17 protein-coding genes and 3 rRNA genes are annotated in these 21,442 nt (G+C 58.4%); 6 read left to right on the top strand and 14 right to left on the bottom strand.

All coding sequences use genetic code 11. The features are described from left to right. Positions 1-65: 65 nt before the first annotated feature. Positions 66-1,526, bottom strand: coding sequence for an aminopeptidase P family protein (locus tag AC1ENN_RS01820; RefSeq protein WP_449648500.1), 1,461 nt, complete (start codon positions 1,524-1,526; stop codon positions 66-68). Between the two features lie 121 nt (positions 1,527-1,647). Here AC1ENN_RS01820 and AC1ENN_RS01815 point away from each other — a divergent pair, with 121 nt between their 5' ends. The 5 genes from AC1ENN_RS01815 (at position 1,648) to AC1ENN_RS01795 (ending at position 6,497) form a co-directional block, all read left to right on the top strand. After that, complete coding sequence (locus tag AC1ENN_RS01815; protein WP_449648501.1) at positions 1,648-2,325, top strand: response regulator transcription factor; 678 nt, start codon at positions 1,648-1,650, stop codon at positions 2,323-2,325. After that, on the top strand, positions 2,325-3,674 hold the full coding sequence (locus tag AC1ENN_RS01810; RefSeq protein WP_480406547.1) for a sensor histidine kinase: 1,350 nt from the start codon (positions 2,325-2,327) through the stop codon (positions 3,672-3,674). The genes AC1ENN_RS01815 and AC1ENN_RS01810 overlap by 1 nt, the downstream gene beginning before the upstream one ends. A gap of 65 nt (positions 3,675-3,739) precedes the next feature. Then, a complete protein-coding gene (locus AC1ENN_RS01805) occupies positions 3,740-5,161 on the top strand; it encodes a ferredoxin reductase family protein (RefSeq protein WP_480406546.1) in 1,422 nt (473 codons plus the stop codon). Beyond that, positions 5,158-5,667, top strand: coding sequence for an FMN-binding protein (locus AC1ENN_RS01800; RefSeq protein WP_449648503.1), 510 nt, complete (start codon positions 5,158-5,160; stop codon positions 5,665-5,667). The genes AC1ENN_RS01805 and AC1ENN_RS01800 overlap by 4 nt, the downstream gene beginning before the upstream one ends. Continuing rightward, the gene (locus AC1ENN_RS01795) at positions 5,667-6,497 is read left to right on the top strand and encodes an FAD:protein FMN transferase (protein WP_449648504.1); all 831 of its coding nucleotides are present in this window, start codon (positions 5,667-5,669) and stop codon (positions 6,495-6,497) included. The genes AC1ENN_RS01800 and AC1ENN_RS01795 overlap by 1 nt, the downstream gene beginning before the upstream one ends. Positions 6,498-6,584: 87 nt before the next feature. Here AC1ENN_RS01795 and AC1ENN_RS01790 read toward each other — a convergent pair whose 3' ends face one another. From AC1ENN_RS01790 to AC1ENN_RS01765, 6 genes are all read right to left on the bottom strand, one after another. Further along, positions 6,585-7,016 carry an HPF/RaiA family ribosome-associated protein gene (locus AC1ENN_RS01790; protein WP_449648505.1) on the bottom strand — a complete coding sequence of 144 codons (432 nt, stop codon included), beginning with the start codon at positions 7,014-7,016 and terminating at the stop codon, positions 6,585-6,587. Positions 7,017-7,111: 95 nt separating this feature from the next. Then, entirely contained in the window at positions 7,112-7,933 is an 822-nt protein-coding gene (locus tag AC1ENN_RS01785) for a class I SAM-dependent methyltransferase (protein ID WP_480391622.1), read from the bottom strand. A gap of 185 nt (positions 7,934-8,118) precedes the next feature. Further along, positions 8,119-8,235, bottom strand: a 5S ribosomal RNA gene (gene rrf, locus AC1ENN_RS01780). Positions 8,236-8,414: 179 nt separating this feature from the next. Beyond that, positions 8,415-11,531: ribosomal RNA gene (locus tag AC1ENN_RS01775) — 23S ribosomal RNA — on the bottom strand. A gap of 509 nt (positions 11,532-12,040) precedes the next feature. Continuing rightward, positions 12,041-13,567: ribosomal RNA gene (locus tag AC1ENN_RS01770) — 16S ribosomal RNA — on the bottom strand. The 16S, 23S and 5S rRNA genes sit together here, the layout of an rRNA operon. Before the next feature lie 734 nt (positions 13,568-14,301). Beyond that, entirely contained in the window at positions 14,302-14,586 is a 285-nt protein-coding gene (locus AC1ENN_RS01765) for a hypothetical protein (RefSeq protein ID WP_480406545.1), read from the bottom strand. 71 nt (positions 14,587-14,657) lie between these two features. On the opposite strand from AC1ENN_RS01765, the gene AC1ENN_RS01760 reads away from it, so the two are divergent. Further along, a complete protein-coding gene (locus tag AC1ENN_RS01760; protein WP_480406544.1) occupies positions 14,658-15,473 on the top strand; it encodes a dienelactone hydrolase family protein in 816 nt (271 codons plus the stop codon). 20 nt (positions 15,474-15,493) lie between these two features. Here AC1ENN_RS01760 and AC1ENN_RS01755 read toward each other — a convergent pair whose 3' ends face one another. The 7 genes from AC1ENN_RS01755 to AC1ENN_RS01725 are packed head-to-tail and all read right to left on the bottom strand — an operon-like array spanning position 15,494 to position 21,417. After that, positions 15,494-15,886 (bottom strand): HsmA family protein, encoded by a 393-nt coding sequence (locus tag AC1ENN_RS01755; protein ID WP_480406543.1) that lies wholly within the window; start codon positions 15,884-15,886, stop codon positions 15,494-15,496. A gap of 51 nt (positions 15,887-15,937) precedes the next feature. Next, positions 15,938-16,267, bottom strand: coding sequence for an antibiotic biosynthesis monooxygenase family protein (locus AC1ENN_RS01750; RefSeq protein ID WP_480406542.1), 330 nt, complete (start codon positions 16,265-16,267; stop codon positions 15,938-15,940). 56 nt (positions 16,268-16,323) lie between these two features. Then, on the bottom strand, positions 16,324-17,664 hold the full coding sequence (locus AC1ENN_RS01745; protein ID WP_480406541.1) for a NosD domain-containing protein: 1,341 nt from the start codon (positions 17,662-17,664) through the stop codon (positions 16,324-16,326). Next, entirely contained in the window at positions 17,651-18,610 is a 960-nt protein-coding gene (locus tag AC1ENN_RS01740) for a glycosyl hydrolase family 32 (protein WP_480406540.1), read from the bottom strand. The genes AC1ENN_RS01745 and AC1ENN_RS01740 overlap by 14 nt, the downstream gene beginning before the upstream one ends. Positions 18,611-18,623: 13 nt before the next feature. Continuing rightward, positions 18,624-19,667, bottom strand: coding sequence for a LacI family DNA-binding transcriptional regulator (locus AC1ENN_RS01735; protein ID WP_480406539.1), 1,044 nt, complete (start codon positions 19,665-19,667; stop codon positions 18,624-18,626). Between the two features lie 26 nt (positions 19,668-19,693). After that, positions 19,694-20,533, bottom strand: a complete 840-nt coding sequence (locus AC1ENN_RS01730) for a carbohydrate ABC transporter permease (protein WP_480406538.1) — start codon at positions 20,531-20,533, stop codon at positions 19,694-19,696. Next, positions 20,530-21,417, bottom strand: coding sequence for a carbohydrate ABC transporter permease (locus AC1ENN_RS01725; protein ID WP_480406967.1), 888 nt, complete (start codon positions 21,415-21,417; stop codon positions 20,530-20,532). The genes AC1ENN_RS01730 and AC1ENN_RS01725 overlap by 4 nt, the downstream gene beginning before the upstream one ends. Between the last annotated feature and the right edge of the window lie 25 nt (positions 21,418-21,442).

Here is a 21,442-nt window from a genome sequence, read left to right as displayed (position 1 = left end):
TTCGGTGAAACGATTGCCGAAGAAACAGTGCAGATCAATTGCAGGTACTGCAATGAACGCGAAGGCTAGAGCGCGCGCATCCATTCCTCGATGCCGTCTGCGGTAATCGGGAGGGCTTCAGATAGCACCTCTGATCCGGTCGGCGTGACGAGAACGTTGTCTTCAATTCGCACGCCGAGGCCCCGCAGTTCGGGCGGCACCGTGTTGTCCCACGCGTGGAAGTACAGTCCCGGTTCGACCGCCATCACCATTCCCGGCTCCATTGGAGCCCCCTGATACGCGTCATAGCTCGACTTCGCGCAATCGTGAACGTCGAGACCGAGGTGGTGTCCGATGCCACAGACAATGTAGCGACGGTGATGCTGCCCCTGAGGGCTGAGAGCTTCGTCAACCGAAACCGGGAGCAGTCCCCAGTCGTGCAAACCTGTCGCGATCACTTCGAGAGCCGCCGAGTGAAAACCGCTGAACGGTTTGCCAGGCCCGACAGCGGCAAGACCTGCTCGGTGAGCTTTCTCCACGAGGTCGTGCGCTTGACGCTGGGCTGCCGAGAAGGTTCCGGATGCCGGGAGCGTTCGAGTGATGTCTGCGGTGTAGAGGGATCGAGCTTCAACCCCCATATCGAGCAGCACGGCGGCGCCGGGCAGCACTGGCCCATCACAACGCACCCAGTGGAGCACGGGAGCATTCGCTCCGCTTCCCACGATGGTGGTGTACCCGGTGCCGTTTCCGACAGTGCGAGCATGGCGGTCGAAGGTGCCTTGAAGCCAGCGCTCTCCGCCAAACTTGATCGCCTGCGGAATCTCTCGCGCAACTGCCGCGAAGCCGTCAATGGTCTTGTTTACCGCGCCGCGAATCTCGGCAATCTCCCACTCGTCTTTGATCATCCGCAACTCGGCGAGTACTCGGCCGAGGTCTTGCGAGACGGGGATCTCATGGAGCAGTGGATTCGCGCCGAGCAGCGAACCGCCGAGCGCGATGTCGGTCGCGCTAGACAGCGCCGCCCCAAGTTCAGAGAGGGGTCTCGTTTCAATTTCGAGAGCCGCGGTCCATTCGGGCATTCCGGGAGCGGAGCCGACCCAGAGTTCTCCGTGGGCGGCATCCGCAAAGAAGTCTGCTTCTCCGGGATATGCCGGTGCGGGAATGAAGAGGGTTGCGTCGTGGCCGCCACTGGTCGGGCTCATCACCAAGACGGCGTCTTCTGCCGAGCATCCGCTCAACCAAAAAAAGTTGCTGTCTGGACGAAACCCGTAGTAGTTGTCGTTGACGCGAACGGGGGCTTTGCCTCCAGCTAGCACGATGGTTCGGCCGGCAAAGGCTGGGCTCACGCGTGCGCGGTGGGCGGCAGTCGCCGCCGCAATTCCCGGGACCGTATCTGGGGTGCGGTCGGGAGTTGCCCACCCCGTCTCCATGTACTCGACGAAGCCGGTAGCTTCACGAAGCTGCGGAAGTCGCGGATCTCCAACAGTCGGTCGAGGCATTGAGGTGGCCGGGGCCGCCTCCTGATGCGAGAGTGAGCTTGAGGGCATAGGGCAGCCTTTCAACGACGAAGAGCATCGACCAAACCGGGGTTAGCGGCGACGATAATGATATGCCCCAACGTTACCGCGCCGCACGGAGTCGCAGTTTTACAGGCGTAGTCTGGCCCGTATGACCAAGATCCTTGTCGTGGAGGACGACACCGCCATGGGTGCTCTCGTTCAACAGGGCCTTGAGGATGACGGTTACGAAGTGACACTCGTCACTAACGGAGTCGACGCCCTCATTGCTACTGCGCAAGACACGTTTTCGGCCGCAGCCATCGACGTCATGTTGCCCGAAATGACCGGGTTCGAAATCTGCCGCCACCTGCGCAAGCAAGGCAATCCGCTGCCCGTTCTCCTTCTCACTGCCCGGGATGCTGTCGAAGACCGGGTGCTAGGCCTCGACTCTGGGGCGGATGACTACCTCACGAAACCGTTCGCTTTCGCCGAATTCTCTGCCCGCATCCGTGCTCTCGTTCGCCGGGATTCGGCGGCAAGCAAAGCGACGCTCCGAATCGGAAACCTCACGCTCGACGCCGCGACCGTGCGCGCGACAGTTTCCGGAACTGCGCTGCCGATGAGTTCGAAAGAGTTTGCCGTGCTCTGGATGTTCGCCTCGCATCACGACGAACCGCTCACACGGAACGCGATCTTGGAAGAGGTGTGGGGAACGACCGCCCACATAGATGCAAACGTCGTCGATCAGTATGTGAGCTATCTGCGCCGCAAACTTGAACCGACCGCGTCCGCACTCACCATCAGCACCGTGCGCGGTATCGGCTATTCGCTTTCGGCGGTGGAGTGATGTTTTCCTCTCTCTCCATCCGTGCCCGCATCACGTTGGGCAGCGTTGCCGCCGTCGCGGTGCTCTTGGTGCTCGCACTACTCGTCGTGCGCGGCTCGGTCGAGCAAATACTGACCGACGCTGATCGCAGTCTTGCCACCAGTGATCTCGTTCCGTTCGTCGCCGACATCACCGCAAATCCCGACGAGAATGTGGATGATCCGGGAACGGGCGTACTCATTTATGTCCGTGATCCCTCAGGTGACGTGCAGGTCAATACCCTGCCACGCGACGTGCAGAAAGCGGTCGATCGCCGCGAACCGGTCACGGAGACCTTCCTCTTTCGTGACGACGAAGAACGCTCCTTTGTCGTCGCTGGCGATAGTGTCACGACAGCCGCTGGCACGTGGACGGTGTGGTCGGCACGCAGCGCCGCCGCTAGCGAGCTCGCGCTCCACGGCCTCAGTCGCGTGCTCCTGATCGCCGGCATCGTTCTCTTTGCTGGCTTCGCTCTCGCCTCGTGGATTCTCTCGAGCGTCGCCCTCAGACCCGTGAATCTTATGCGTCGCAAAGCCGAAGAGTTCAGCGCTGACTCCGAAGCAACCCTCCCCGTCGGGCCTGCCCGAGATGAACTCTCTGCCCTCGCCGAAACCCTCAACGCGTTCCTTGCCAGCACCCGCGCCTCCACCGAACGCGAAAAGCAGATGGTGTCGGATGCGGCACATGAGTTGCGCACTCCACTGGCGGCACTCAAAACGCAGCTTGAGCTCGCGCACGCCGACTTTGGGAATGCGGCCGCCCTCGCCGTCCAGGTGTCGTCGGCTGAGGCATCCGTCGATCGGCTGACATCTCTGGCATCGAACCTGCTCGAGTTGAACCGGTTAGAAACCGACTCGAGTGATGCGCACACCCCCGCCCACGTTCTGGTAGACGAGTTCATGGGCAGCATTGACCGGGCCCGCCTAGTAGGCATGTCCAAGTCGGCGCGGGTGGAGTTTGCTGTCGCCGTTGGCGACGAGAGCACAAGCTACGCGGTGGGTGCTCAAGCATTTGGGCGACTCGTCGACAATCTGCTGTCGAATGCGCTGGCGGCGCTCGCGACGGGTGGCGAAGTTGTTGCCACGCTGCATCAGGATGCGACGCAACTGCTGTTGGATGTGCACGACACTGGCCCCGGGATGCCCGAAAACTTCATCCCGATCGCGTTCGATCGCTTCTCCCGTCCGGATAACTCCCGCACCGCAACAACCGGGGGCAGCGGTCTCGGGCTCGCTCTCGTGCACGCCATTGCGGTGGCGGCCCACGGTACGGCGGCGCTGGAGAACACTGAAACAGGGTTACGCGTGACTGTCACTCTGCCAAAGATGTGAGTTCGCTCATCCAATAGGGGCGTATTTCTTGGCGTACCCCTAGCTTTCAGCAGCACAGTAGTGACATGACCACCCCCACCCGCGCTCGACGCGACTCAGCCCAGCCGTTGGCTAACGCTGCTGCCGCCGACTACCGCCGCACGTTTGCACGCCGAGCTCGTCGTTCCGATCTGCTCGTGATGGCGCTGTGGGCTTCGGGTGCTGCCGCTGCCGCACTCTTTCTGGCATCGGGAGGCGTTGACCAATTCGGCTCACTCGCCGAAATCATCACCAGCGTGGGCATCATCGCTGGGCTCATCGGTACAGACTTCATTTTGGTGATGCTCGTGCTTGCGGCGCGGATCCCGCTCATCGATGCGACCATCGGGCACGACAGGGCGATCGCCGTCCATCGTTCGCTCGGCAAACCAGCGCTGTACCTGTTGCTCGGGCACGGTCTGCTGCTCCTCATCGGTTACGGACTGGCGTCGGGGATAAACCCCATCGCCGAAATCGGGCCCATGCTGGCTCTGCCAGACATGCCTCTCGCGTTTATCGGCCTTGGCCTACTTATCGCTGTCGTGGTGTCGTCACTCATCGCCGTCAGGCGCCGTTTCAGTTACGAGGGCTGGCTCCTCATCCACCTGCTCAGTTATGTTTCTGTCGCCTTCGCACTCCCCCACCAGCTCAGCGTTGGAGGCGTGCTCTCGGAGGGAACCGCACAACGCGTGTACTGGATTGCTCTCTATGTTGTCGCGATCGGCGCTATCGCAACGTTCCGCTTCATCGAGCCACTAGTTTCTAGCCTCAGACATCGGATGCGCGTGGCCGCCGTCACCGAGATTGCTCCCGGAGTCACCACGATCCAGCTTGAAGGCAATGCGCTGCGTGGGCTCGGAGCATCCGGTGGTCAATTTTTCATCTGGCGTTTCTGGACCGGTCGTACCTGGTGGCACTCACACCCCATTTCACTGTCAGCGATGCCGACGGACCGTTCAGCACGCATTACCGTGCGCAATCTTGGTGCCGGAAGCGCGCAGCTCAATGCTCTCCCTATCGGCACTCACGTCAGCATTGAGGGACCATACGGACTTTTCTCCGCGGCCGCACGAACCTCCCCCAAGCTCGCAATAATCGCTGCCGGTATTGGGGTGACACCGGTGCGCGCCCTTCTTGAGCAGGCCAGTTTCGCTCCGGGCGACGCCACAATCCTGTTGCGGGCAAGCACACCAGAAGAGACGTACCACTGGGATGAGATTCGAGCTATCGCTGCAGCAAAGGGCGCCGACTGCTACACGATGATCGGGCACCGCCCGCGCTACACATCAAGTTGGATGTCGGCGGCCGACGTCGACCGCGGCGTCACGCTCACCTCGACTTTTCCTGATCTGGCTGACTCCGATGTTTACCTCTGTGGACCGACACCGTGGCTCGACCTCGTCGAAGAAGATGTGCGAGCCGCCGGGCTCCGCCCCCACCAAATTCATGCAGAAAGGTTTGACTGGTGAGAACTCGAGCAATTCTGGGCAGCATCCTTGCCTCGGCAAGCGTGCTCATCGTCGGCTACCAAGCAGGCGTTAGCGTCACTACAAGCGACGGCACGTCCGTCTCGTTGCCGATCGATTCGGCAAGCAACAACGGCGCCGCGTCCTCAGGTTCCGGCAGCACCGGCAGCACCAGCACGACTGCGCCATCCACCGGCACAACAACGGACACCCCAGCGGCTTCGGGACCGGCCGACGGCTCCTACACCGGGTCGACTATCCGCACGCGCTTTGGAAATGTGCAGGTTTCGGTAACCATAGCCTCGGGCAGCATCAGCGATGTGACTGCCCTTCGGCTGACGGATGCGGATGGTCGTTCCGTTCAGATCAGCAACCGTGCGGCGCCGATCCTGCGCAATGAAGTGCTCTCTTCACAGTCCGCTCAGGTGTCGAACGTGAGCGGCGCCACCTACACGACCCAGGCCTATCTCGCGTCCGTGCAGTCCGCCCTCGACCAAGCAGGCGCCTGATGCGGCACGTGTTTGAGACGATGGGCACGGTTGCCTCCACCGAACTTCCGAGCGCCTGGGCCTCCGAGGTTGCCGAGCTAGAGCGCATCTTTCGCGCGATCGATGACCGTTTCAGCCTCTATCGCCCCGACTCTGAATTGAGCATGATCGCGGATGGTCGACTCGCTCTGCCTGCTGCCAGCAGCGTCCTCCTGGCCAGCTATGCCCGCGCGCTCGAGTGGCGCACGGCCACTGGAGGCAACTTCAGCCCGAACCGTCCCGACGGCACGATCGATCTCAATGGAATCGTCAAGGCCGAAGCAATTGAGCAAGCCGGTGCCTACCTGACGTCAGTCGGATGCCCGGAGTGGAGCATCAACGTCGGTGGCGACATCCTCGTCTCCGCCACCGGCGTAGCCACCGAGGTCCCTGCTCCGGCCGGGCAACTGCCACCGGGTGTTCTGCGTGCCGGGATCCGAGCTCCGGCCGCCGCTGCCGCACTCTCGCACTCGTCGCGTGCGGGTATTGCGGATCCCCACTCGCCGACGCAACTCCTCTGTTCGCTTGAGTTGAGGCATCCGCGGCGGGCAATTGCGACCTCGGGTAGCGCTCAGCGTGGTGACCACATTTGGCGTGGCGGCAGCGCTGAGCCAGCAGTATTCGTACAGGTGAGTGTCATCGCCAATGACATCGTGACGGCAGACGTTCTGGCGACAACGATTGTGGCCGGCGGAGAAGATGCGCTCGATGACGTAACTGACCGCTGGGATGTGGATGTCATCACGGTTGATACTCAGGGCGGGTTGCGAAGCACGCCGGGCGTGTTGCGTTCTCTGGTTACAGCACCTTAATGCTCGTTGCAGATGCCGCGGAAACTTCTCCGACGACTTCCGTAGACGCGCAACCCTCGTGTTCCTCGGAGTCCGACAGCTTCTGACTTAGAGGGGCTCCACGCCGCCCATGGAGCTGGCACCCTTGTGCTGGTCAGCGCGTCCAAACGTCGTCTCGAGCACGTGCTGCATCTTGCGGGTGGCGCCGTTGAGTGCGGAGTCGACTGTTGAGGCGTTGTCGCTCGCGAGCTCGGGCGTACGGTTTTCGGGGCGGGCCTCAAGCTGGCACCGGATGTCGTCGCCTGTGCTGCGACCGGCACTTTCGTCACTCAGATGAACTTCCAGCCGCGTGAGATGAGCGCTGAAGTGTGCGAGCTTGGATTCGAGCTCTGACGTGATTGATGCAATGGTGTCTTCGCTGAGGGTGATGTTGTTATCGGTGTTGACGATGACCTGCATGGTCGCCTCCTGGCAGTTGTCGGATGCTGCAGGCGTGCTCTGAGGCGAGAAAGTTCGCGGGAGGGCCGCTAGTGCATCCACGCCTCACGGTACGCCGCGAAGCTGTATGCCGTGCGGGTACTGGTTCGGCGCAGTAATCGGCCGCGCCTGACTTACTCGCGTTGAGTGACCGGTGATCAGGGCGCGGTTCCGTGGCCGAACACAGCTGTGGTGAGGTACGAAACGGCAGCTCCATTCTGATCGGCAAGCCACAATGCGAGGTCAGATAGAAACTTGTCTCGTACATCCGGCGCTAGCGCAGCAAGCTCGGCGGCGAATGGTGTCCCGCTGATCCCACGGGCTTCAGCAGCGGGACTCGGCCAGCGGACCGTCAGCTGCTCCTCACCCGCACTAACGTCGATGAAGCCTCCGCCACTAAGCGCTGACGCCACGGAGTCGCGGGTCATCGAGAGGGCTCCACTCGCCATCGTTCGCGCGAAGGGCGAATCTGGCATGCGTTCTCTCATGAACTCTGCGTACCTGTCGAACGGGTAGAGCGGAGCTTCGAGCGCCCAGACTGCGACGGCGACGACTCCCCCTGGTCGCAATACGCGGAGCATCTCCTGCGCGACGGCCACTCGGTCGGGCATGAAGGGCAGACCTTGATGGCAGAACACCACATCTACGGATGCGTCGGGCAGTTCGATTGCTGTCGCCGAACACGTGAGGGTCTCGATTGCAGCGGGTGATGCGCTCGATTCCAGCTGGGTCAGTTCGGCCAGCATCGGGCTGCTGATGTCGGAGGCGATGACTCTCCCCGTTTTCCCGACGACGGATGCCGCGGCATGGGCTACAGCACCGGTGCCGGCGGCAACATCGAGTACTGTCTGTCCCGGCTCAAGCCTGACTGAGTTCACGAGTCGCTGGGCCCAAGGATCGAAAAGGTAGGGCTGAAGGTAGCGGCGATAGTTTTCGGCAACCGCTTCTTGAGCGAATGACCCTTGATCTGTGACACCCACGATGCGCCTCCGGTCTGAAGAATGTTGACGCTGAGGTTCGTCGTGAACCACACGATGAATGTAGTCCTGAGTTGCGCGTGCAGAAAGCATCATCGCCAAACTCACGGTTTGTTCTGTAGCGGTGTTGTTGGGTGGTTAACGCAAAATAGCCACACCCCGAAGGGTGTGGCTATTTTACAATTGAAGTCCGGCGGTGTCCTACTCTCCCACAAGGTCCCCCTTGCAGTACCATCGGCGCAGAGAGTCTTAGCTTCCGGGTTCGGAATGTAACCGGGCGTTTCCCTCTCGCTATGGCCGCCGAAACACTATTGATTTATGTATCAGTCTGGGCCAGTTCACATCACAGAGCTTCCACCTAGGGTGGGGCTCAGCAGTGTGTGCTGGGCGCAGTTCCCGACCGTAAATCGGGAACCACAAAGTGGACGCGAGAATTCTTCTCAGTCACCATTCGACAGTCAAAGACTGCCGAGTGAGGTGGGGTGTTATCAATTTATCGACTTATTAGTACTGGTCAGCTCCACAGGTCGTTAGTCCCTGCTTCCACATCCAGCCTATCAACGCAGTAGTCTAGCTGCGAGTCTCTCGGCCTAAGCCATGGAAATCTCATCTTGAAGCTGGCTTCCCGCTTAGATGCTTTCAGCGGTTATCCATTCCGAACGTAGCTAATCAGCGGTGCTCCTGGCGGAACAACTGACACACCAGAGGTTCGTCCATCCCGGTCCTCTCGTACTAGGGATAGATCTTCTCAAATTTCCTGCGCGCGCAGAGGATAGGGACCGAACTGTCTCACGACGTTCTAAACCCAGCTCGCGTACCGCTTTAATGGGCGAACAGCCCAACCCTTGGGACCTACTCCAGCCCCAGGATGCGACGAGCCGACATCGAGGTGCCAAACCATGCCGTCGATATGGACTCTTGGGCAAGATCAGCCTGTTATCCCCGAGGTACCTTTTATCCGTTGAGCGACAGCGCTTCCACAAGCCACTGCCGGATCACTAGTCCCGACTTTCGTCCCTGCTCGACTTGTCAGTCTCACAGTCAAGCTCCCTTGTGCACTTACACTCGACACCTGATTACCAACCAGGTTGAGGGAACCTTTGGGCGCCTCCGTTACTTTTTGGGAGGCAACCGCCCCAGTTAAACTACCCACCATGCACTGTCCCTGAACCGGATCACGGTTCGAAGTTAGATATCCAATATGACCAGAGTGGTATTTCAACAATGACTCCACCTGAACTAGCGTCCAAGCTTCACAGTCTCCCACCTATCCTACACAGGCCACACCGAACACCAATACAAAGCTATAGTAAAGGTCACGGGGTCTTTCCGTCCTTCTGCGCGTAACGAGCATCTTTACTCGTAGTGCAATTTCGCCGAGTTCGCGGTTGAGACAGCTGGGAAGTCGTTACGCCATTCGTGCAGGTCGGAACTTACCCGACAAGGAATTTCGCTACCTTAGGATGGTTATAGTTACCACCGCCGTTTACTGGGGCTTAAATTCACAGCTTCGCCTTACGACTAACCGTTCCTCTTAACCTTCCAGCACCGGGCAGGCGTCAGTCCGTATACATCGTCTTGCGACTTAGCACGGACCTGTGTTTTTAGTAAACAGTCGCTTCCCACTGGTCTCTGCGGCCCTGCAGCGCTCCCGGAGTAAATCCGTTCACGCCTTAGGCCCCCCTTATCCCGAAGTTACGGGGGCATTTTGCCGAGTTCCTTAACCACGATTCTCTCGATCTCCTTAGTATTCTCTACCTGATCACCTGAGTCGGTTTGGGGTACGGGTAACTTGAACCTCGCGTCGATGCTTTTCTTGGCAGCATAGGATCACTGATTTCGTCTTGACGACTACCCATCGGGTCTCAGGCTTAATGAACGACGGATTTGCCTATCGTTCGCCCTACATCCTTAGACCGGGACAACCATCGCCCGGCTCAGCTACCTTCCTGCGTCACACCTGTTAATACGCTAACCGCACCAGAATAGGGTCGTACGCTAGGCCCCACGCCTCACCCCGAAGGGATTGGTCTAGGGGATTCAGATACTTAGCATTACTGGATTAGTTGGGACGGTTCTTCGTCAGTACGGGAATATCAACCCGTTGTCCATCGACTACGCCTGTCGGCCTCGCCTTAGGTCCCGACTTACCCAGGGCGGATTAGCCTGGCCCTGGAACCCTTGATCATTCGGAGGACGGGTTTCTCGCCCGTCTTTCGCTACTCATGCCTGCATTCTCACTCGTGTAGGCTCCACGGCTGGTTTACACCGCCGCTTCACTGCCCACACGACGCTCTCCTACCACTCCGTACGGCTGAACCACGAAGGCTTACCTATAATACGAAATCTACAACTTCGGTGGTGTGCTTGAGCCCCGTTACATTGTCGGCGCGGAATCACTTGACCAGTGAGCTATTACGCACTCTTTCAAGGGTGGCTGCTTCTAAGCCAACCTCCTGGTTGTCTGTGCAACTCCACATCCTTTCCCACTTAGCACACGCTTGGGGACCTTAGTTGGTAGTCTGGGCTGTTACCCTCTCGACGATGAAGCTTATCCCCCACCGTCTCACTGCTGCGCTCTCACTTACCGGCATTCGGAGTTTGGCTAACGTCAGTAACCTTTTAGGGCCCATCAGCTATCCAGTAGCTCTACCTCCGGCAAGAAACACGCAACGCTGCACCTAAATGCATTTCGGAGAGAACCAGCTATCACGAAGTTTGATTGGCCTTTCACCCCTATCCACAGCTCATCCCCTCCATTTTCAACTGAAGTGGGTTCGGTCCTCCACGTGCTCTTACACACGCTTCAACCTGGCCATGGATAGATCACTTCGCTTCGGGTCTAGAACCAGCGACTATTTCGCCCTATTAAGACTCGCTTTCGCTACGGCTGCCCCACACGGGTTAACCTCGCCACTGATCACTAACTCGCAGGCTCATTCTTCAAAAGGCACGCTGTCACAGCTACTAAGGCTGCTCCAACGGTTTGTAAGCAAACGGTTTCAGGTACTATTTCACTCCCCTCCCGGGGTACTTTTCACCTTTCCCTCACGGTACTTGTCCGCTATCGGTCATCTGGAAGTATTTAGGCTTATCAGGTGGTCCTGACAGATTCACACGGGATTTCTCGGGCCCCGTGCTACTTGGGATACTCTTCGAACCATTGACACATTTCGACTAAGGGGCTGGCACCCTCTATGGCGTGGCTTTCAATCCACTTCGTCTATATATCGTTGTAATTCTTGCTGTACGGCAGTAACAGCTGAAAAGTCCCACTACCCCGACCATGCAACGCCTGCCGGCTATCACACATGATCGGTTTGGCCTCTTCCGGTTTCGCTCGCCACTACTAACGGAATCACGGTTGTTTTCTCTTCCTGTGGGTACTGAGATGTTTCACTTCCCCACGTTCCCTCTACCCGCCCTATATATTCAGGCGGGAGTCACTGAGTCGTCTTGCAACGCCCAGCGGGGTTTCCCCATTCGGAAATCCTCGGATCACAGCTCTATTATCAGCTCCCCGAGGCTTATCGCAGATTTATACGTCCTTCTTCGGCTCCAGATGCCAAGGCATCCACCGTTTGCTCTTAGAAAATTGATATCACATGAGTATAAGAATCGATCGCGGCACCTAAATGCCGAGATTGACCAATGAACTGCCACACCCAAAGGCATGACAGCAATTGTTATTTCTTGTGATCCGACCTTTCGGTCGAATCTAAGATGCTCGCGTCCACTGTGTAGTTCTCAAAATACGGGCGGTATCCTCCCTCATCCCCCAACCTGCAGGAAACAAGACCAGGATCCATCAGACCCAAAGACACCTTTCGATGTCCCAGGTCCTAAGGTACGAACACGAACCTTTCAGTCCGAGCCCGGTCCCTCAGGACCCAACAACGTGCAAAGACCAGCACCCCCATAAACCCTCGTTCCTACCAACCGAAGTCAGCGTACTGAAGAGAAAATAGTTCCTCTGGCCACAATGTCAATGTTCCACCCATGAGCGCCGTCTACCCCGAACAGGGCAGTACGACTTGGCAACATAATGCGTTTCCCACTAACCCTGTGTATACCGCAGGGACGAAAAAACGCGTTGCACATGCTCCTTAGAAAGGAGGTGATCCAGCCGCACCTTCCGGTACGGCTACCTTGTTACGACTTAGTCCTAATTACCAATCCCACCTTCGACAGCTCCTCCCCTTGCGGGTTAGGCCACTGGCTTCGGGTGTTACCGACTTTCATGACTTGACGGGCGGTGTGTACAAGGCCCGGGAACGTATTCACCGCAGCGTTGCTGATCTGCGATTACTAGCGACTCCGACTTCATGAGGTCGAGTTGCAGACCTCAATCCGAACTGAGACCGACTTTTTGGGATTCGCTCCACCTTGCGGTATTGCAGCCCTTTGTATCGGCCATTGTAGCATGCGTGAAGCCCAAGACATAAGGGGCATGATGATTTGACGTCATCCCCACCTTCCTCCGAGTTGACCCCGGCAGTCTCCTTTGAGTTCCCACCATTACGTGCTGGCAACAAAGAACGAGGGTTGCGCTCGTTGCGGGACTTAACCCAACATCTCACGACACGAGCTGACGACAACCATGCACCACCTGTTTACGAGTGTCCAAAGAGTGAACTATTTCTAGCCCGTTCTCGTATATGTCAAGTCTTGGTAAGGTTCTTCGCGTTGCATCGAATTAATCCGCATGCTCCGCCGCTTGTGCGGGCCCCCGTCAATTCCTTTGAGTTTTAGCCTTGCGGCCGTACTCCCCAGGCGGGGAACTTAATGCGTTAGCTGCGACACAGAAACCGTGGAATGGTCCCTACATCTAGTTCCCAACGTTTACGGCATGGACTACCAGGGTATCTAATCCTGTTCGCTCCCCATGCTTTCGCTCCTCAGCGTCAGTAACGGCCCAGAGATCTGCCTTCGCCATTGGTGTTCCTCCTGATATCTGCGCATTCCACCGCTACACCAGGAATTCCAATCTCCCCTACCGCACTCTAGTCTGCCCGTACCCACTGCAGGCTGGGGGTTGAGCCCCCAGTTTTCACAGCAGACGCGACAAACCGCCTACGAGCTCTTTACGCCCAATAATTCCGGATAACGCTTGCACCCTACGTATTACCGCGGCTGCTGGCACGTAGTTAGCCGGTGCTTTTTCTGCAGGTACCGTCAGACCGAAGCCCTTCTTCCCTACTAAAAGAGGTTTACAACCCGAAGGCCGTCGTCCCTCACGCGGCGTTGCTGCATCAGGCTTGCGCCCATTGTGCAATATTCCCCACTGCTGCCTCCCGTAGGAGTCTGGACCGTGTCTCAGTTCCAGTGTGGCCGGTCACCCTCTCAGGCCGGCTACCCGTCGTAGGCTTGGTGAGCCATTACCTCACCAACTACCTGATAGGCCGCGAGTCCATCCTTGACCGAAATTCTTTCCAGCTCCTAGCCATGCGGCTGAAGCTCGTATCCGGTATTAGACGTCGTTTCCAACGCTTATTCCAGAGTCAAGGGCAGGTTACTCACGTGTTACTCACCCGTTCGCCACTAATCCACAGAGCAAGCTCTGCTTCATCGTTCGACTTGCATGTGTTAAGCACGCCGCCAGCGTTCATCCTGAGCCAGGATCAAACTCTCCATAAATGTTTTTTAGCAACCACAAGCAAGCTTGCAGAAGCACATTGTGTGCAAGGACTAACCGGAATAGGTCAGAACCTTGCAAGTTTGAAACTGACAGAACAAATCAATACTGACTTGCTTTGTTGTTTATATCTTTTCCAAAGGAATCCGCTGCACCAGCAATCACGACCCGAAATGGGACGATTTCACTAAGCACAGTCGGGTTTTTGGCATTTGACATTGTGCACGCTGTTGAGTTCTCAAGGATCGGACGCTCCTGACCTCCACCGCACAACGGCTTCACCCCAGGGCTTTCAAACCTGTGTTGGCAACCCCCACATACATGCGGAAGGCAACCTGTCTAACTTACCAGCTTCACCGCGCTTGTCAAACCAACCATCCGGCACCAGAACGGCACCCAACAACTGACCAACACGCGAATAAAGCGGGTTCTCATCCTAAGATCTGACACCGAAACCCACAAGAGGTAAAACGATGTTTGACTCGACCACAACTCGAAAGTTGAGGAGGATGGTGGCCCCCACTTGAGGCCGGAAACCTAGCAGCAGAACTGCCCGGGACTTCCGCACCTTTGGGGTGACAAGAGGAAACATTACGTGCATTCTGGCCCCCTCACCAACACCAACCACATCCCGGGCGTGTCGCACTGAGGAACACCAAGAAGAGCCTCCGATGAAGAGGGGAAAGGGCGCGGAACTCGCGTAAGCGGGTCCGCTCCCGCTTCACTAGATCGGTCGCTATGGGCGCGGTGCTCCGCCACGCATTTCACCAGGGCCACTCATGCTGCAAGCGGCGGCAACTCCGGCCGTTGCGGTGCCCGCTGATTGACTACCCACGGTGACCGTGTACGTGGAGCCCTCAGTGGCATCCGCCGAGGAAAGAACCCCCGACTGGAAAGTCTTGACCGAAGTGAACTCGGCGACCACCGTTCCACTCTCGTCGAGCGCACCCTCGTGGTCTTCAGGCAAACCGCACACCGTGCTGGTTCCGCCAGTGATCACGGTCGAACCGTTGGAGTCCATCCGTCACCCTCTGAGCTGACAGTGAGCTCGCCAGCGAAATACCCGCGGGTGCGGTGCGAGATAATTGATGCATGACAGCCGTTAGAGCTTCCTCCGCCCCGGTCGGCAACCTGAGCGGGTGGGTTCGCGCGCCCTTCACCGCCGCCAGCATGACCTATGACTGCTTCGAAAAGGGTTCGGGGCCAGGGGTGGTGCTCATCCCAGAGATCCCCGGGATCACACCGGAAGTGCTTGGCCTGGCCGAACACCTCGTCGCTGCCGGCTTCGCCGTGGTCGTTCCCTCGCCATTCGGCCAGCCCGGCAAGGCGAAGTCCTTGGGTTACATGACGCGGATCGTGCTGCGGCTGTGCGTGGCGGCAGAGTTCCGCGCCTTTGCGACGAATTCCTCTCGCCCCATCACCGACTACTTCCGGGCGGTCGCATCCGACCTAGCTGCCCGCACTCCCGGGCGAGGCGTTGGTGTCATCGGGCAGTGCTTTACCGGCGGCTTCGCGTTGGCCGCCGCTATCGACGACTCTGTGGCGGCATCCGTTCTCAGTCAGCCCGCAGTCCCTTTTCCCGTGGGCCGCGCTCGTCAGCTCGACGCCGGAGTCTCGCCCGATGAGTTCGATCGCATCGCTGCCCGAGCGGATGCCGGCGAAGTCTGCGCCCTCGGGCTACGTTTCAGCGAAGACAGCGCCGCCCCGCGCGCCCGCTTCGACACCATCAAAGCCCGTCTCGGCGATGCCTTCGAAATCATCCAGTTGGATTCATCGCCCGGAAACCCTGACCGCTACGCCGCTACGGCGCACTCAGTGCTGACAGGCGAAGTTCGGGAGAATCCGGCCAACTCCGCTGCGGGTGCCCGCGACCGGGTGGTTGCGTTCTTGCGCGAACGAATCGGCTGAGCGGTGTCTGCTGATCCGATCTAGCCGAGGCTCGATCCCAGAGCGCCAACGATGTAGGGGACGAGCCAGATTCCCCACACGATGACAGAGAACCGGTGAAAGCTGGTCTTCTCGGCTTCACGGTTGCGCACCAACACGACGATCGCCCAGGCGAGGTGCACGGCCATGAGAACGATCGCGATCACTCCTGTGACGCCCATCAACTGGTTCAACACGCTCTGCTCGATCCCGGCCGCACGATTCTCGGTCGCGATCAGGTTCATCAGGAACGTGCCCGTGGCATCCGCCGCCAATCCCAGCCCGAAGAGCACGACGTGCCACGGCTTGAGCACCTTCTGCACCCGCTCGCTCCACACCCCGAAGGTGTAAAACACGAGGGCCAAGGTGATGAGGATGATCGCAGGCAGCAGCATCCCTCTATCTTGGGCTGTTTACGATTCGAGAGCGAAAGTGGTTCGGGTCATTCAATTGTTCGCCACAACCCGCTCGATCTCGTCGAAGTGCTCGACGACCGGGAATGGTTCGTAGAACTCGTGCAGCAACGCTCGCCATTCTTGATATGCGGGTGAACCTCGAAAACCAATCTCGTGGTCATCGACGGTGTCCCACCGCACCAGCAATAGATAAGTTTCCGGATGCTCTACCCCGCGTGAGAGCGTCAGCCCACGAAACCCCGGCATCGACGCAATGATGCTCTTCGCCTCGGCAAATGATGCCTCGAACTCGGCCTCACGGCCCGGCTCCACCGGCAGCAGGGCATGCTCAATCACTCGGCCCTGCTCAGTGAAATTCATGGCGTTACTCTATCGACCGCATGAATGCGCGCGGCGCAATTGCGACTGGGCCCTGACTAGGAACCAACTGTCGGCGTTCCCCTAAACGCGTTAGCGCTTGTGTCTAAAACAACGTCGGCGTCGCTCCCTGAATCGAGGATCGTATTTCGGGTCGATGCAGAGTCCACTTTGACGGTCGTCACAGCGAGAGCGTCCATAGCCTCGGTCGACAGCAACGCATCTACCTGGGCGGCAAAAGCAGAGCCACTTGACGTGGCATGAATGTCCATCGCTACGACGTGGTTGGTGGAGATGAAGTTAGCTTCACCCTCCCTCAGCCGGATTATGACAGGCCTCGCACCGGCCGGACGGATTCGATGGGAGTCGATGACCTCGGAGAAGTGGTTGCCGATGACCGAGTTGTTGCTTCCACAAATAGAGAGAAGTCCGTGAAGATCATCCAGTCCATTGTCGATTCCGAAGAAAGGCGTCCACGGTTCAAGGTCTCGCAAGAAATGATTGGAGGCGATGAGGTTTTCCGAGCTGCCCCCTTCAAGAACCACCATTCCCGGATAAAAAGAATGCAACCGGTTATTAGTAATGCTTGACCGCGTGACTCCACTGAAATGCACGCTGCTTGCACCGCGAGGAAAGACGTTGTTTGCGGTGACTAACAACCCACCGTGGTTTTCGACGTAAATTGAGTGGCCCGCGAAGCCTGCTCCCACCAGATTGTCCGTGATCTTTGATGCCTGCCCCCACCCACGCAGCTCGATGCAGCTTCCACATTCCGCGATGAAGTTGTCGTGAATCGACAGCGCATCCGCGTTAAAGATGGTGAGCGCATGCTCGAGATAGATGAAACCCATGCCGTTGATCCGAAATGAGTCGTTCGCATTCGCGACATAAATGCCCGTCTTGCCGTTGACGTATGTGTTCTCCGAATGCAAGTCCGAGCCATCGGGGCTGAAGTGCAAACCGTCGATGCAAAAGTTCGAAAACTCAACCGAACTGATCCGTGGGCTGCCGCTCCGCTCAACATAAAAAGCTGCGCCCGCTGCCTCGTCGTTATCGTCGTTCAGCTGAATGTCCACCAGAATGCGACTGCCTCCTGGCCACAGTTCGTGTAGGTCAGGCCATTCGTGTTCCGGGACGTTGAAACGGATGCTCGACGAGGTGAAGCCGTGTCCCGAGCCCTCGATCCTGAGGAAGCTAATATCGATCAGCACTTGGGTGCGAAGGCGATAGTCCCCCGGCGGAACATAGATCACGGCACCCGGCTTACCGCCCTGGTTCTCGTCAGTGGCCGACTGTCGGCTCTTGATGTCCGCAATGATGCTGTTGAACACCTCACCGATGTCCTCTGCCGGATTACCTACGGGCCACGCCGTCACGTCGTAGTAGTTAGCGCTCGACATGGCTCATCGCATCGATCGCTAGCTTGCCATTGATCCAGCGGACCGGCTGCGGGTCGGTGATCTCTCCAACCCAACCGCCATTCCCGTCGTCATTCCGGAACGCAAGGAATTGCCACTGTCCAGCGCGATCCTGGACCAGTCGACCAACGTAGAGTCGTTCGTCGGTAAGTCGATATGCGTCCGCCATGGGGAATGGCCCTTCCAGGGAGTCCGCGGGGAAAGCCCAAATGCCCCCGATTCGATCGTTCGTGTGACGTTCATTCGCCAGCTCGGATCCGAGGCACGAGAACAACCCAACAGGCCTCCCGTCGACAACGACAGTCTGAATCACTTCGATCTGTCCGAAACCAGCGCCGGGCTCCGACAACGGCGGCTGAACCGTCCAGTTGAGGAGATCAGGCGACGTTGCGTGTCCGACGATTCCCCGGTTGTCAGCATCGCCATGGTTGGCTCGCGCGGTGACCAGCATGTGCCAGTTGTGCTCACCCCGGAAAACCCACGGGTCGCGCCACGCTTGGTCGGGCCACTGTCGTGTTTCGGCAGTCTCGTACCAACGTGCATCCGGCTCAAGAATTTGTCTGTCTGGTTCTCGGCGCCACGTGAAGAGATCGTCGGAAACAACGGAGCTGATTCGCTGGTTGACGCCGCCTTCGGCACGGCTGACCGCGGTATAGAACATCCGCCAGAGGCCGGTTTCGTCCTGCACTACAGACCCTGTCCACGTTGCAAGATCGTCGAAGGCCGGAGCGTCATCGGGAATTATGGCGTCAGCGTGTTCGGTCCATGTCACGAGATCCGTGGATGTCGCATGCCCGACGGTGGCACGCCAGTGCCTGCGGTCGGGATCGATGAGAGCTCGAGACGCCTTCAAAAAGAAGAGGTGGTAGCGTTCACCGTCGTCGGCGATCCAGAAGTCCCATACCCAAGATGCTGCCAGTCGTAGCATTCTATGTAACCTTTCAGTTCTCTCGTGGTTTCGCGACTGAACCGCGAACGACTAGTGGACAGTCGAGGCGAGTGGGCCCGTCGGTGGGGGTTGTGAATTCGGCTTCACCATGAAGAAGATTAACGAGCGTCTCAACAGCCCACGCACCCATTTCGTAGTGAGGGAGCGCGACGGTCGTCAGTCCAGGAAAGAGGTTCGCCGCGATCAGCTCCTGGTTATCAAAGCCCACGATTGAGAGGTCACCCGGAATGTTGAGACCCAGTTCAGTCGCGGCGCGGTATGCGCCCATTGCCATCCGGTCGTTGTAACAGAACAGAGCGGATGGACGGTCGTCTCTAGCGAGGATTTCTCGAGCAATTTCGTATCCGGGAAGCGTCTCGGACGGTGCACTGAGGATCAACTTCTCGTCGATCGGAATGCCGTTCTGCTCCAACACTTGCTTGTAGCCGACGAGGCGTTCGCGGGTAGCGGGGACGTCGTCGTCATTGTTGAGAAAGCCGATACGTCTGTGCCCGGCATCGACGAGGTGCGTGACCGCGGCAATCGCGCCACCGATTTCGTCTGGTACAACGGCAGGCACGATACCTGCCCTGTCAGTCGAGTCAATGAGCACCGCGGGCAAGCCAAGGAGGTTGGGCGGGAGCGAGACTTCGCGGTGGTACATCGTTGCGTACAGCACCGCCTCCACTTGTCGATCGAGCAAAGCCTGAACGTCATCCCGGTGCGAGTCGCCCGCTTCGCGCTCCGTATTGATGATGACCAACGTCAGGTCATGTTCGCGTGCCGCGTTCTGGGCGCCGAGAATGATCCTGCCCGCGTGCGGGGTTGTTGCGATCTCTTCACTGAGCAGGCCGATGAGCCCTGATTTGTTGGTGCGTAGCGCTTGAGCCATGCGATTGGGGCCGTAACCTAAGGCTTTCGCCGCGTCACGCACGCGAGCGCGAGTCTCCTCTGCGACACGCATTTGCGGTGTGTTGTTCAGGACGTGAGAGACCGTCGTGACCGAGACACCGGCCTTTTCGGCGACATCCCGGATGCCAATATTTCTCCCTGACACGGTTCCTCTTCCTTTAGATTCGCTCGTCATCCTTTCACGGCCCCTAGCGTGAGCCCCGCGACAATGTGGCGCTGCAAAAAGAGGGTAAGCAGGATGACAGGGATCGAATAAATCGCGGCAAGCGCCGTCATCCCTCCCCAGTCCAGACCAAACTGCGTTTGGAAATTGGCGATCACGATTGGCGTCGTCTGCGCCCGAACAGAGGTGAGGAGCAGCGAGAAAAGGAACTCGTTCCAGGACGCGAGGAATGCGAAGATCGCCGTGACGGCGAGGCCGCCCGAGACCACGGGGATGACAACCCGCCATAACGCTCCGATTCGAGAAGCGCCGTCGACGCGCGCCGCTTCTTCGAGCTCATCAGGAACCGCTTCGAAGAAGCTCGCCATCAGCCAGATAGAGAGGGGAAGCGACAGGGTGGTGTGCGCGATGGCAAGCCCAAGGGACGTGTCACTTATTCCGAGAACCCGCATCGTCTCTATAAGAGGGGCTCCCACCGCGATGGTCGGCACCATGCGGGTGACAAGCGCCGCCATGACGAACACTTGACCACTAGGTGTGCGATACCGAGTGATCGCGTAGGCCGCGGGTACTGCAAGTACGAGAGAAAGTGCTGTGCTCAGCACGGCAGTCACAGTGCTGTTTATCAGCGCCGCAACGACCCCATCTTTACTGAGCGCCGTTACGTAGTTTTCCAATGTCCATATCGAAGGCAACACAGAGGGTGGCACAGCTATCGCGTCGAGTGGAGCCTTGAAGGACGTGAACAAAAGGTATAAGAACGGGAACCCATAGATCACAAGCACAACGCCGAGAAGAGTCCACAGGATCAGCCGCGACGAACGCCGGTTAGTTTCAATGCCAATCATTTGTCACTCCCTGGGCGCCAGATTGCGTAAATCGCTGCGGTGGCAATCACGAGCATTGCGACGAGATAGATACTTCCCATTGCGCTCGCGAGTCCCGGGTCGCCATAGCGTGTCATGGTCCGATAGACCAGAAGGCTCAACGTTGTTGTGCTCTCCTGAGGGCCACCGTTGGTTTGGATGAGGATGATGTCGAATGCACGTGCCGCATCAATTCCTCGAACAATAAGCGCTACGGCGATCACCGGTCGCAGTAGAGGAATGATGATGCGGAAAAGCATGGTGGAGAAGCGAGCACCATCCAATTTCGCCGCTTCGATTACATCTCCCGGGATGTTCTGAAGGCCAGCAAACAGCACAAGAGTAATGAAGGACGTAGTAAGCCAGACGTCGGGGAGCGCGACCGAGAACAATGCGATGTTCGGATCGCTGAGCCATCCGATCTGACTATTGGTTTGCAGGATTCCTGCTTGGCGAAGAAGTTCGTTGATGATGCCGAAATTGTCGATGAGAAGGAAGCGCCACAACAGCCCGGCGACGACGGGCGCAATCATGAGCGGATACATGAATATGGTGCGGAAAACAGCGGAGCGGCTTCCGAGTGAGGCAAATATGAGCGCCACCGCCAACCCAATTGCGAACTCAAGGGCGACGACCACGACGGTGTAGATAACTGTGCGGAAGGCCGCTCCCTGAAAAGCCGTCGACGCGAACGCGGTCGCGAAATTGTCGAATCCCACAAAAACTCGGGGGCCCCCGGCGATGGGCGAAATCTCGTAAAAGCTGTTCGATACAAATCGGATGAGAGGCCACAGTACGAATGCTGCGAGAAAGGCGGCGGCCGGTGCCATCAGCAGTAAAGCGAACCGTCTGTCGGTGAGGCGCATGAATGCGAGTCCTTTGAGCGAGTCG

This window comes from Rhodoglobus sp. G.S.23 (assembly GCF_056675935.1).
Note: the sequence above shows the minus strand (reverse complement) of the source record. Positions and strands in the feature narration are given on the sequence as shown.